Source organism: Agrococcus sp. UYP10 (assembly GCF_040547205.1).
GTDB classification, from domain to species: Bacteria; Actinomycetota; Actinomycetes; order Actinomycetales; family Microbacteriaceae; genus Agrococcus; species Agrococcus jenensis.
Window position 1 is genome coordinate 1,818,792 of record NZ_JBEPPG010000001.1, and the last position, 12,819, is coordinate 1,831,610.

The 12,819-nt window shown below is 72.3% G+C and carries 10 protein-coding genes; 2 read left to right on the plus strand and 8 right to left on the minus strand.

The window, feature by feature from the left end; translation table 11 throughout:
• Positions 1–111: 111 nt before the first annotated feature.
• Genes ABIB37_RS09000 through ABIB37_RS09025 form a run of 6 tightly spaced genes read right to left on the minus strand, consistent with a single transcriptional unit; the run spans position 112 to position 6,630 of the window.
• On the minus strand, positions 112–909 hold the full coding sequence (locus ABIB37_RS09000; protein ID WP_354259437.1) for an HpcH/HpaI aldolase family protein: 798 nt from the start codon (positions 907–909) through the stop codon (positions 112–114).
• Positions 906–1,733 (minus strand): 2-keto-4-pentenoate hydratase, encoded by an 828-nt coding sequence (locus ABIB37_RS09005; RefSeq protein ID WP_354259439.1) that lies wholly within the window; start codon positions 1,731–1,733, stop codon positions 906–908. The genes ABIB37_RS09000 and ABIB37_RS09005 overlap by 4 nt, the downstream gene beginning before the upstream one ends.
• Positions 1,730–2,839 carry a 3,4-dihydroxyphenylacetate 2,3-dioxygenase gene (gene hpaD, locus ABIB37_RS09010; RefSeq protein ID WP_123695937.1) on the minus strand — a complete coding sequence of 370 codons (1,110 nt, stop codon included), beginning with the start codon at positions 2,837–2,839 and terminating at the stop codon, positions 1,730–1,732. Before hpaD ends, ABIB37_RS09005 begins: the two co-directional genes overlap by 4 nt.
• A gap of 24 nt (positions 2,840–2,863) precedes the next feature.
• Complete coding sequence (gene hpaE / locus ABIB37_RS09015) at positions 2,864–4,357, minus strand: 5-carboxymethyl-2-hydroxymuconate semialdehyde dehydrogenase (RefSeq protein WP_354259442.1); 1,494 nt, start codon at positions 4,355–4,357, stop codon at positions 2,864–2,866.
• Between the two features lie 57 nt (positions 4,358–4,414).
• Positions 4,415–5,119: a GntR family transcriptional regulator gene (locus ABIB37_RS09020; RefSeq protein ID WP_354259445.1), complete on the minus strand. Its 705-nt coding sequence runs from the start codon at positions 5,117–5,119 to the stop codon at positions 4,415–4,417.
• A complete protein-coding gene (locus ABIB37_RS09025; protein WP_354259448.1) occupies positions 5,116–6,630 on the minus strand; it encodes a fumarylacetoacetate hydrolase family protein in 1,515 nt (504 codons plus the stop codon). The genes ABIB37_RS09020 and ABIB37_RS09025 overlap by 4 nt, the downstream gene beginning before the upstream one ends.
• Positions 6,631–6,813: 183 nt before the next feature.
• Between ABIB37_RS09025 and ABIB37_RS09030 the strand changes: the two genes are divergently transcribed.
• Complete coding sequence (locus ABIB37_RS09030; protein ID WP_354259450.1) at positions 6,814–8,229, plus strand: MFS transporter; 1,416 nt, start codon at positions 6,814–6,816, stop codon at positions 8,227–8,229.
• Positions 8,230–8,311: 82 nt separating this feature from the next.
• Here the strand turns inward: ABIB37_RS09030 and ABIB37_RS09035 are convergent, their stop codons facing one another.
• Together ABIB37_RS09035 and ABIB37_RS09040 are read right to left on the minus strand one after the other, a co-directional pair.
• Positions 8,312–8,728 (minus strand): HtaA domain-containing protein, encoded by a 417-nt coding sequence (locus ABIB37_RS09035; protein ID WP_354259453.1) that lies wholly within the window; start codon positions 8,726–8,728, stop codon positions 8,312–8,314.
• The gene (locus ABIB37_RS09040; RefSeq protein ID WP_354259455.1) at positions 8,710–9,633 is read right to left on the minus strand and encodes a LysR substrate-binding domain-containing protein; all 924 of its coding nucleotides are present in this window, start codon (positions 9,631–9,633) and stop codon (positions 8,710–8,712) included. Before ABIB37_RS09040 ends, ABIB37_RS09035 begins: the two co-directional genes overlap by 19 nt.
• Before the next feature lie 111 nt (positions 9,634–9,744).
• Here ABIB37_RS09040 and ABIB37_RS09045 point away from each other — a divergent pair, with 111 nt between their 5' ends.
• Positions 9,745–12,723 carry a cytochrome P450 gene (locus ABIB37_RS09045; RefSeq protein ID WP_354259458.1) on the plus strand — a complete coding sequence of 993 codons (2,979 nt, stop codon included), beginning with the start codon at positions 9,745–9,747 and terminating at the stop codon, positions 12,721–12,723.
• Positions 12,724–12,819: the final 96 nt, after the last annotated feature.

Here is a 12,819-nt window from a genome sequence, read left to right on the forward strand (position 1 = left end):
CTAATGCCATTAGCCAGCGCGCGCAAGGGCGCGGCAAACGCCGAACTTCCCCGAACTTCGGGTTCTCGGCCTGAGAACCCGGAGTTCGGGGAAGTTCGCGCTCGCTGGGGGTCAGTACGCGTCGGTCGCGGCGTCGGTGCGCTTGAGCCGCGCCACCGCTGCCTCGGAGCCGCGCGCCATGAGCGTCACGTCGGCCGCGACGAAGACGAACGCCGCGCCGCGTGCGAGGCAGCGGTCGGCGTCGGCCTCGGCGAACGTGTTCACGCCCACCGGCGTGCCGGTCGAGCGCACCGCCTCGATCGTCGCGTCGACGGCGGCGACGACCGCCGGCTCGGACGGCCGGCCCGGGAAGCCCATCGAGCCCGCGAGGTCGGCGGGGCCGATGAAGACGGCGTCGACGCCGTCGACCGCCGCGATCTCGGCCGCGTTCGCGACCCCCTCGGCCGTCTCGATCTGCACGGTCACCGACACGTGCGCATCCGCGTCCTGCACGTAGCCGGCGATCCGGCCCCAGCGCGACGAGCGGGCGAGCGCCGAGCCGATGCCGCGCGCGCCCTCGCGCGCGCCGTCGCCGCCGGGGTAGCGGGCGGCGCGGACGGCGGCCGCCGCATCCGCCGCGGTCGACACCATCGGCACGAGCACGTTGACGGCGCCGAGGTCGAGCACCTGCTTGATCGTCACGGGGTCGTTCCACGGCACCCGCACGATCGTCGTGACGGGATACGCGGCCGCGGCCTGCAGGATCGGCAGCATCTCGCTGATCGAGATCGGCCCGTGCTCGCCGTCGACGAGCAGCAGGTCGGCGCCGGAGCCCGCCATGATCTCGGCGGCGACGGCGCTGCCGGATGCGTTCCACAGGCCCACGAGCGGCGCGTCGGCCGCGGCGAGCACATCGCGGAAGGTGCTCATCGGAACGTCACCTCGATCGAGCCCATGTCCTGGAAGTGCGTCGTGACGACGTCGCCGGGCTGCACCCACACCGGTCGCGTGAACGACCCGGCGAGGATGAGCTCGCCCGCCTCGAGGCGGTCGCCGTGCTGCGCGAGCTTGCCCGCCAGCCACGCGACCCCGTGCGCGGGATTGCCGAGCACGCCGCCCGAGACGCCGGTCTCGATGATCTCGCCGTTCACGAGGCAGTGCGCCCCGATCCAGGCGAGGTTGCGGTCGCGCGGGCCGATCTCGACGTCGCCGACGACGATCGCGCCGAGCGCCGCGTTGTCGCTGATGGTGTCGACGATCGTGCGGCCCTCGAGCTCGATGTGCGAGTCGAGGATCTCGAGCGCGGGCACGACGACCTCGGTCGCGTCGAGCACCTGCTCGACTGTCAGTCCCTGGCCCTCGAGCGGCGAGCGGAGCACGAACGCGAGCTCGACCTCGACGCGCACGTTCGACCACTGCGCGTGCTCGACCGTGGCGCCAGAGGGGTACGCCTGGTCGGCGAAGATGACGCCGTAGTCGGGCTCGGTGATGCCGGTCGCGAACTGCATCGCCTTGCTCGTGAGCCCGATCTTGCGGCCCACGAGGCGCGCGCCGGCCTCCTCGCGACGCGCGCGCCAGATGCGCTGCACGGCGTAGGAGTCCTCGATCGTCGCCTCGGGGAACCGCGCCGAGATCCTCTCGATCGTGCCGCGCGAGCGGGTGGCCTCGGCGAGCTCGTCGGCGATCCGCGCGACCGTCGCGTCGTCGAGGCCCCGGCCGGGACCGCCTGGAGTCGAGGCGGGTCCCGCCGTCACAGCTGGGTGCCGATCTTGAAGCCCTTCGAGGCCTCGCCCCGGTAGGTGCCGTCGTCGTCGCCGACGCGCGTGTACGAGAAGCCGTCGGCGCCGATCGTCACCTCCATCTCGCTGGAGTCAGTGCGCTCGACGACCTCGACGACGTTGCCGTCGAGGTCGAGCACGGGCGACGCCTCGGTGTACCAGGAGGGCACGACCGGGTTGCCCCACCAGTCGCGGCGCTGGTTGTCGTGCACGTCCCACGTGATGACGGGGTTGTCCGGGTCACCGGTCCAGTAGTCCTGCGTGTAGATCTCGATGCGGTGCCCGTCGGGATCGGTGATGTAGAGGTAGAACGCGTTCGAGACGCCGTGGCGGCCCGGTCCGCGCTCGATGTGGTCGGACATCCGGAGCGCGCCGAGCTTGTCGCAGATCTGGATGATGTTGTGCTTCTCGTGCGTCGAGAACGCGATGTGGTGCATGCGCGGGCCGTTGCCGCCGGTGAGCGCCGTGTCGTGCACGGTGCCCTTGCGCTGCATCCACGCCGCGTAGGTGACGCCCTGGTCGTCCTGAATGTCCTCGGTGACGCGGAAGCCGAGGTCCTCGAGGTACTTCCGGCCACGCGGCACGTCGGGGGTGACCTGGTTGAAGTGGTCGAGGCGCACGAGCTCGCCCGCCGAGATCAGGTCGTACCGCTGGTGCAGGCGCTCGGCGTGCTCGGTCGCGTAGAAGAACTCGTAGGGGAAGCCCAGCGGATCCTCGACGCGCACGCTGTCGCCGAAGCCCTTCTGGAAGCCGCCGGCGCGACGCTCGGTGCGGCAGCCGAGCTCCCGGTAGTAGGCCTCGGCGCGGTCGACGTCCTCGGGGGTGCGCACGCGGTAGGCGAAGGCGGCGACGGCCGCGACCGGGCCCTTCCGCAGCACGAGGTTGTGGTGGATGAACTCCTCGAACGACCGCAGGTAGATCGCCTCGTCGTCCTCCTCGGTCACGTGCAGGCCCAGCACGTCGACGTAGAAGGCGCGGCTCGCGGCGAGGTCGGTGACGACGAGGTCCATCGCCGCGCAGCGGATGATGTCGGGCGCCGGGACGCTGGGCTTCGTGATCTCGGGCGTGGGGGTCGCGTTCATGGTGCTGCTCCTTCGCAGTTCGGGTCAGGCGGATGCGCCGAAGCGGCTGGTGTGGACGTCGCCGAGCGTGATGTGCACGGCCTGCTGGTCGCTGTAGAAGTCGAGCGAGCGGTAGCCGCCCTCGTGGCCGAGGCCGGAGGCCTTCACGCCGCCGAACGGGCTGCGGAGGTCGCGCACGTTGTGGCTGTTCAGCCACACCATGCCGGCCTCGACGTTCTGCGAGAACAGGTGCGCGCGCTTGAGGTTGTTCGTCCAGATGTAGGCGGCGAGCCCGTACTTCGTGTTGTTCGCGAGCTCGAGCGCCTCCTCGTCCGAGTCGAACGGCGTGATCGCGACGACCGGGCCGAAGATCTCCTCCTGGAAGATCCGTGCATCCGGCGCGACGTCGGCGAACACCGTGGGGGCGACGTAGTTGCCCTCGGGGAAGCCATCGGGCCGGCCGCCGCCGGCGAGCAGGCGGCCCTCGCCCTTGCCGATCTCGACGTACGACATCACCTTGTCGAAGTGCTCGGGGTGCACGAGCGCGCCCACCTCGGTCTTCGGGTCGCCGGGGTCGCCGACCACGATGTTCCTGGCGCGCTCGGCGTAGCGCTCGAGGAACTCCTCGTAGACGGAGCGCTCGACGAGGATGCGGCTGCCGGCGGTGCAGCGCTCGCCGTTGAGCGAGAAGACGCCGAAGAGCGTCGAGTCGATCGCTGCGTCGAGGTCCGCGTCGGCGAAGACGACGGCGGGGCTCTTGCCGCCGAGCTCCATCGACAGCGCCTTGAGGTGCGGCGCCGAGTTGCCGAAGATGAGCTTGCCGGTGCTGCTCTCGCCGGTGAACGAGATGAGCGGCACGTCGGGGTGCTTCACGAGCGCGTCGCCGGCAGTCTCGCCGAAGCCGTTGACGAGGTTGAAGACGCCGCGCGGCAGCTCGGCCTCCTCGAAGATGCCGGCCCAGAGCGAGGCCGACAGCGGCGTGAACTCGGCGGGCTTGAGCACGACCGTGCAGCCGGAGGCGAGCGCGGGGCCCAGCTTCCACGACTCGAGCATGAACGGCGTGTTCCAGGGCGTGATGAGGCCGGCGACGCCCTTGGGCTTGCGGTTGACGTAGTTCACCTGCGTGCCGGGCACCTTGTAGGTGTCGTCGCGGCCGGCCACGATGAGGTCGGCGAAGAAGCGGAAGTTCTCGGCCGCGCGCTGCGCCTGGCCGCGCGCCTGGGTGATCGGGAGGCCGGAGTCCCACGACTCGAGCTGCGCGAGCTCCTGGTCGCGCGACTCGACGATGTCGGCGATGCGGCTGAGGATGCGGGCGCGCTCGCGGTTCTTCATGCGCGGCCACGGGCCCTCGTGGAACGCGCGGGTCGCGGCGGCGACGGCCAGGTCGATGTCGGCCTGCTTGCCCGACGCGGCGACGGTGTAGTCCTGGTTCGTGACGGGGTTGAGCACGCCGAACGTGTCGCCGTCGACCGAGCCGACGCGCTCGCCGTCGATGTAGTGGGGGATCAGGTCGGGGATGCCTGCGGGCTGGGTGGCCATGATGGCTCCGTTTCTGTCGGTTCGGGGCGCGCCGATGGGCGGCGAAGGATGGGGAGGTCAGGGGGCGGCGGGGCGCTTGCGGTGCAGGAAGGCGTCGGGTGTCGCGAGCCGGTGCGCGCGCACGGCGAGCTCGATGGAGCGCGGGTCGGCGCCCTCCTCGATGAGGGCGAGGATCGCGTCGTGCTCGTCGACGGACGAGATCGCGCGGCTCGGCACGAACGAGAACGTCGACTGGCGCAGCCGCGCGAGCCGCTTCCAGCCGTTGTCGATGACGTCGCCGAGCACCTCGTTGTGGCACACATCCGTCAGACGCCGGTGGAACGCCTCGTTGAGCGCCGTGAACTGCACGGGGTCGAAGGCGGCGAGGCTCTCGCGCATCTGCGCGTTGATCGCCCGCGCCTCGTCGACGTCCGACTTCGAGTACAGGCCCGCGGCGAGCATCACGGCCGCGCCCTCGACGAGCGAGAGCGTCTCCATGGTGTCGTGGTACTCGAGCTCGTCGATCTCGGCGACGCGCGCGCCGATGTTGCGCTCGAACGTGATCATGCCCTCGGCCTCGAGCCGGCGGATCGCCTCGCGCACGGGCACGACGCTCATGTCGAGCTCGCGGCCGATCGCGTCGAGCACGAGCCGGTAGCCGGGGGAGTAGGTGCCGTCGACGATGCGATCGTGGAGCAGGTCATAGGCGCGCTGCGACTTCGAGGGCGCGATGGCGCCGCCGTCCCCGGCGATCGCCGCGGTCTTCGCGCGCCGGCCGCTCACGCGTCCCCCGCGTCGGCGATCGACGCCTCGTACCTGGCGCGCCACTCGGCGTTCATCGGGAAGAGGCCGTCGACCGGGTGGCCGGCGTCGACCTGGGCCGCGATGAACTCCTCCTCGCGCTCCTGCTGGATCGCCTCGTCGACGAGCTCGCGCGCGATGCCCGGCGGGATCACGAGCACGCCGTCGCCGTCGCCGACGATGATGTCGCCGGGCTGCACGGTGGCGCCGCCGCAGGCGATCGTCTCGTCGAAGGACCACGGCACGTGCAGGCGGCCGAGCACGGCGGGGTGGCCGCCCGCGTGGTAGGTCGGCACGCCGATCTCGGTCACGACGTCGAGGTCGCGCACACCGCCGTCGGTGATGAGGCCCGCTGCGCCGAGGTGCCGGGCGCGGAGGGCCAGGATGTCGCCGAGGGTGCCGGAGCGGTTGTCGCCGCGCGCCTCGATCACGACGACCTCGCCGGGCTGCAGCGAGTCGAAGAGCCGCTTCTGCGCGTTGTACCCGCCGCCGTGGGTCTTGAAGAGGTCCTCGCGGTTCGGCACGTAGCGCAGCGTGCGGGCGGTGCCGACGAGGCGCTTGCCCGGCTGCGTCGTGCGCAGCCCGTCGATCGAGACGTTGTTGAGGCCGCGCTTCCGCAGCCCCGACGAGAGGGTCGCGAGGGCGACCCGCGAGAGCCGCGCGCGCAGCTCGTCGTCGAGCACGGGTGCGGCGGGCGCCTGGAACTCGGCGATCGGGCGCCCGGATGCGTCGGCCCACTGCTCGGGGGTCGGCTTCGGCTGCGCGGAGTACGGCGGCAGCTGCTGCTCGCCGACCCGCAGGGTGGTCACGAGCCTGCCGGTCGCGAGCTGCTCGCCGTCGAGCGCGGTCGCGGTGACCTCGACCTCGACGCGCTGGCCGGGGAAGAAGGTCGAGGCGTCGGCGGGCGTGCCGGTGAGGATGACGTCGCCCGGCTCGAGGGTGATGAGCTGGGAGAGGTCGCTGACGATCTGCGGCAGCGAGAAGATGAGCGTCGAAGTGGAGTCGGCCTGGACGAGCTCGCCGTCGAGCCAGGTGCGCACCTCGATGGCAGCCGGGTCGAGCCGCTCGGCGGGCAGCAGCACGGGGCCGATCGGCGTCATGCCGTCGCCGCCCTTCGAGCGCAGGTTCGCGCCCTTGTCGACCCAGCGGAGGTCGAAGACGCCGAGGTCGTTGGCCGCGGTGACGGCGGCGACGTGCGACCAGGCATCCGCCTCGTCGACGCGGCGCGCGTGCCGGCCGATGACGATGGCGATCTCGCCCTCGAAGCCGAAGATCGCGGTGCCGGCCGGCACCTCGGCCTCGCCGCCGGTGGAGAGCGACGTCGCGGGCTTCAGGAAGAAGCCCGGCGCCTCGGGCGTGCGGCCCTTCTGCGCGGCGCGGGCGGCGTAGCCGATGTGCATCGCGAAGACCTTGCCGGGCCTCGCGCCGAGCAGCGCCCAGGCGGCCTCGGCGGCAGGGGGAGCGCCCGCTGGGCGGTGCGACGATGCATCCATGCGGGCATCGTATACGATTCCGTATCGGCCGTGCAAGGCTCCGTTCAGGAGGGGATCGTGGCCTCTCTGAGGGCTGCGATCGGCCGCTGCACGCGGGCCTTGCTGTCGTGCACGAAATCGTATATGTTCGCCACAGATCCCGGCTGGACCCCTCCTGGCCACCTCACTGACAAAGGAGTCAGCGTGTCTCACAGCACGACTCACGGCATCACCTCCACCAAGGAGCGCAACAAGGTCCTCGCGGCCGTCGTCGTCGGCACCACCATCGAGTGGTACGACTTCTTCATCTACGCCTTCATGGCGAACCTCGTCTTCGCGCAGCTGTTCTTCCAGCCCGCCGGCGAGGGCATGATGCAGATCCTGTCGCTCATCACCATCGGCATCTCGTTCCTGTTCCGCCCGCTCGGCGCGTTCCTCGCCGGCCACTTCGGCGACAAGATCGGCCGCCGCCCGATGCTCGTGCTCACGCTGCTCCTCATGGGCATCGCGACCACGCTCGTCGGCGCGCTGCCGACGTTCGAGCAGGCCGGCTTCCTCGCACCGGTGCTGCTCATCCTGCTCCGCATCCTGCAGGGCATCTCCGCCGGTGGTGAGTGGGGCGGCGCCGTGCTCATGGCCATCGAGCACGCGCCCCAGGGCCGTCGCGGCCTCTACGGCTCGTTCGTCCAGGCGGGCGTGCCGCTCGGCATGCTGCTCGCGACGAGCATCCTCGCGGGCATCCGCGCCGCCTTCCCGGGCGACGCGTTCCTCGAGGTCGGCTGGCGGATCCCGTTCTTCGTCTCGATCCTGCTCGTCGTGGTCGGCTACGTCGTGCGCCGCTCGGTCGACGAGTCGCCGGTCTTCCAGGAGATCAAGCAGACGGCCCAGCAGGAGTCGGCGCCGATCGTGCAGGTCTTCCGCAAGTACGGCCTCATCGTGCTCTTCGCCGCGATGGTCTTCATGGCCAACAACGCGACCGGCTACATGACGACCGGTGGGTACGTGCAGGGCCTCGCCTCCCGCCCCGTCGACGGCACCCCGCCCGGGCTCGGCTTCGACCCGGTGGGCGTGCAGCTCGCGACCTTCGCCGGCTCGCTGTCGTGGCTCGTGTTCACGTTCGTCGCGGGCGCGCTCTCCGACCGCATCGGCCGCAAGCGCCTCTACATCATGGGCTGGATCGTGCTGGCCGTGACGATCGTGCCGCTGTTCGTCCTCGTGGAGCAGGGCGTGTGGGGCGTCGCGCTCGGCACCATCCTGCTCGGCGCCGGCCTCGGCCTCACCTACGGCGCGCAGGCCGCCTGGTACGCCGAGTCCTTCCCGGCAGGCGTGCGCTACTCGGGCGTCTCGATCGCCTACGCGATCGGCGCGATCATCGGTGGCGCGTTCGCGCCGACGATCGCCCAGGCCCTCCTGCAGGCGACCGGCTCGACGTGGTCGATCGTCGGCTACCTGCTCGTGACCGTGGTCATCTCGCTCATCGGCACGCTGCTGATGAAGGACCGCACCGGCATCCCGCTCTCGATCGAGTTCGAGCGCTCGGGCCGCTGGGAGTCGTGGCAGAAGGGCGACGAGTACGTCGAGCTCTCCGACGTCGACCGCGCGGCGCACTCCGCCAAGTAGGTCGAATCATCGGACGGGGGTCCCGCTGCGGCGGGGCCCCCGTTCGCGTGCCCGGGCGGTTCGCGGGTCGCGGCGCTGCCGGTCAGTCCGCGAGCACCGGGTCGTCGATCGCCGTCCCGAGCGCGTACGGCCCGAAGAACAGGTCCGCGCCGTCCTGCGTCAGCGCGGTGCCGCTCGCGCGCCGGCCGTCGAACGCGGCGATCGTGGCGAAGGCGAGCCGGCTCGACGGGTCGTCGGGATCGGCGATCTCGAGCAGCCACCCATCGTCAGCCTCGACGATGGCGGGGTCGGCGATCGTCACACGCAGCATCCCGCCGTGCCCGGTGAGCGAGACCGCACCGCGGAACGCGAGCCCGCCCACGCCCTCGAATCGGATGCCCGCGTCCGTCGTCGTGGCGCCGTCCGTGGCCTCGACCGAGCCGTCGGCCATCCTGCGCACGTACGCGAGCAGCGAGGCCTTGATGCCCCAGTCCAGCGTCGTCATCGCGGCTGCGGCCATGGCAGCGAGCGGGCGAAGCGGATGAGCTCCTGGACGCGCTCGGTCGGCGCCGGTGCGGTCGGCCAGATGACGTCGATCCCGACGGGCGGCACCGCCGGGGTGATCTCGAGCATGGCGACAGGGTAGCCCTCGTAGCTCGCGCGGTTCGCGGGCCGCTGCACGAGGATGCCGTAGCCGAGCCCGCGGCCCACGAGCGCTCGCACCGCCTCGTAGCTCTGCACGCGGTGGCGCACGCGTGGCACGAGCCCCTGGGCGGCGAAGAGCGACATGGTGTGCTCGCTCGAGGGCGGGGCGTCGAGCAGGATGAGGTCGCGCTCGACGAGCTGCTCGAGCCGCACGGTCTCGTCGGCGGCGAGCGGATCGTCGGCGGCGAGCACGGCGTGAGCGGGCAGCTCGAAGAGCCGCGCCCGGCTGGGCTGCCCGGGCACGAGCGTGTCGTAGACGAACGCCACGTCGACCTGCCCCGACTCGAGCCTGCCCTGCAGCCGGTCGTGCGTCGCCTCGACGATCTCGAGCTCGACGCGCGGATGCGCGCTGCCGAAGCCCTGCAGGATCGGCGGCAGCACCGTCGGCGCGAGGGTCGGGTAGCAGCCGATGGTGATGGGCCCGACGAGCTCGCCCGCCGCGCCGTGCAGCGAGCTCTCGAGCTCGCGCGCCGACGTGAGCAGCTCGCGCGCCCGGGCCACGACCTCCACGCCGGTGCTCGTCAGCGTGAGCCCGCGCGCGCGGCGCCGCACCATGAGGCGCGCGCCGAGCGAGCGCTCGAGCTCGGTGAGCGCCTCCGAGACCGCGGACGGCGAGGCGTGCACCCGTGCGGCGGCGGCGGCGACGGTGCCCTCGTCGGCCGCGGCGACGAGGAACGACAGCTGCCGCAGCGTGAAGGGCGGCGAGTCGAAGGCGTGCATGTTCGGTCCATCCGACGTTGAACGGACGATCAATCCGCTTTTCCAACAGTAGACGCGCGGGCAGACTCGAGACGAGCACCGATCGGGCTGCTCTGACCACGAGGACGTGCCATGCCGAGCAAGGAAGCTCCCGTCGCCGATTGGGTGACCATCCCGGACCTGTACCGCGATCCGTTCCCCATCTACGAGCGCCTGCGCGCCGAGGGCGGTGTGCACTGGGTGCCGGCCGTCGGTCGCTACCTGATCACCTCGTACGCGGCGGTGCACGAGACAGAGCTCGACCAGACCGTCTTCTCGGCGAACGAGCGGGGCTCGTTGCAGATCCGCGCCATGGGGCACTCGATGCTGCGGCGCGACGACCCCGAGCACTACCTCGAGCGCAAGGCATGGCAGCCGACCCTGCGCCCCGGCGTCGTGAAGCGCCACTGGCAGCAGGTGTTCGAGCGCACTGCCGAGCAGTACCTCGACGAGATGGTCGCGAAGGCGCAGCGGGGTGGCGATGCCGACCTCATCTGGGACTTCGCCGCGCCGTTCGCCGCCGAGAGCCTGCGCCAGATCATCGGCCTCCACAGCGTGAGCCAGCAGGATCTGCAGCGCTGGTCGCAGACGCTGATCGACGCGACCGGCAACTACGCCGACGACCCCGAGGTGTGGGCGAAGGGCAAGCGCTCGTTCGACGAGGTCGACGCGGTGCTCGACGAGATGCTGCCCTGGCACGCGGCCAACCCCAACGAGTCGCTGCTGTCGCAGCTGCTGCGCATCCCGGACTACGAGATGCCCATGGAGCGCATCCGGGCCAACGTGAAGATGACGATCGGCGGGGGGCTCAACGAGCCTCGCGACGTGCTGGGCGTCGCGGCGTGGGGGCTGCTCGCGCATCCCGAGCAGCGTCGCGCGGTCGAGGCGGACGCGAGCCTCTGGCACGCGGCGTTCGACGAGACACTGCGCTGGATCGCGCCCATCGGCCTCTACTCCCGGCAGACGACGCGCGACGTGGAGCTGACCGGTGTGCGCCTGCCGGCGGGCGCCCGACTGGGCATCTGCATCCTGTCCGCGAACCGCGACGAGCGCGTCTGGGACGACGCAGCCGCGTTCGACATCCGTCGGGAGGTCAAGCCGCACCTCGCGTTCAGCAAGGGCGTGCACGTCTGCCTCGGCGCGTGGGTCGCGCGCTCCGAGGTCGCCGACGTCGCGCTGCCGATGCTGTTCGAGCGGCTGCGGGGGCTGGAGCTCGTGCCCGAGCAGCCGGCCGAGATCGGCGGATGGGTCTTCCGCGGCATGCTGCGGCTGCCGGTGCGCTGGGCGTCGGTCGCACCCCGCACGGCGGCAGACCCCGGCGCGTCGGCAGCGCCGGGCACAGGGCAGGCCGTCGCACCGCGCATCGCCGTCGTCGGCTCCGGGCCCGCCGGCTGCTTCACAGCGCATGCGCTGCGGCGCCGGTTCCCGAGCGCCGAGCTCGACGTGCTCGACGCGCTCCCCGTGCCGTACGGGCTCGTCCGCTCGGGCGTCGCCGCCGACCACGCCGGCACGAAGTCGGTGACGGCGCAGTTCGACCGCCTCTTCCTGCGCGAGGGCGTGCGGTTCCGCGGCAACCTGCGGCTCGGCACCGACGTCTCGCTCGACGCGCTGCGCGGCGCGTACGACGCCGTCGTGCTCGCGACCGGCATGCACGCCGATCGTGGGCTCGGCATCCCGGGCGCCGCGCTCGACGGCGTGCACGGCGCGGGCCGCATCACCCGGCTGCTCAACGCGCATCCCGACGAGGGGGATGCGCCGTCGCTCGGCGAGCGGGTCGTGGTCGTGGGGCACGGCAACGTCGCGATGGACCTCGTGCGGCTGCTCGCGCGCGACGCCGACGGGCTCGAGGGCACCGACGTCGACGACGAGGCGCACGCGCGGCTCGCGGCGGGCGTGCGGACGATCCACGTCGTCGGGCGCAGCGGCCCGACCGCCGCGAAGTTCGACCCGGTCATGGTGCGCGAGCTCGCGGGCCTGCCCGGCGTCGCGCACCACGTGCACGGCGCGGCGCTCGAGGCGCTCGCGGAGGGCAAGGATGCCCGTGCGGATGCGGTGCGCGCCCTCTCGACAGCGTCGGCGGCGTCCGCGCGCGTCGAGGTGCACTGGTGGTTCGGCCTGGCGCCTGCCCGGATCGAGGGCGACGGCGGCGTCGAGCGAGTGGTCTTCGCGGGTGCCGACGGCGAGGTCGCGCTCGCGGCGGACGCGGTGGTGACAGCCGTCGGGTTCGAGGCGGACGCCGACTCGCCGACCGTGCCGGGGGCGCATCCGGACGGGCGCGTCGAGCCGGGCCTCTACACGGCGGGATGGCTGCGGCGCGGACCGCGCGGCACGATCCCCGACCAGCGGACGGATGCGCGCGACCTCGCGCGCGCGATCGCCGACGACATCGACTCGGGCGCCGTCGCGCTCGGTGCGCCGGGGCTCCAGGCGACGACGGGCGAGGTCGGCTTCGACGGCTGGCGCCGCATCGATGTGCTCGAGCGGCTCGGCGCGGCCCCAGGGCGGGAGCGCGTCAAGCTCAAGGCCGTCGAGCGGATGCTCGCCGCCGCCGCTGACGCGGGCATCCCGTTGCCCGAGGTCGCCGAGGACGCCGTGGGATCCGGCGGCGGGCTGCCCGTCACCGTGCTCTTCGGCACGGAGTCGGGCGGTGCGGAGCTCGTCGCTGACGAGCTGCGCCGGGCGCTCGCGGATCGCGCGTCGGTCGAGGTGCACGACCTCGCCGAGACCGACCCGGCCGGGCTCGATCCGTCGCGCCTGCACCTCGTGGTGTGCTCGACGTACGGCGACGGCGAGGTGCCGACCGCGGCGCGCGCGTTCCTGCGTGCGCTCCAGGAGCAGCGGCCCGATCTCGCGGGCCTGCGCTACGGCGTCTTCGGCATGGGCGATCGCAGCTACACGAAGACCTACTCGCGCGGCAGCGAGCTCGTCGACGAGGCGCTCGCGGCGCGGGGTGCGCAGCGCGTCGGCGAGTACGGCCGGCACGACGCGGGCGGGCCGGTGCCGGCCGCGGAGGCGGCGCGCGACTGGGCCGACGGCGTGCTGTCGGTGGCCGGCGCGGCGGTCGGGGTCTAGCCACTGCGATGGCCGTGCACGCATCGGCAACCCGAGCACCGTGACGCGATAACCGGCGGCCGCGCGGCTCTGTGAGCATGGCGGCAGCCGTGCGAC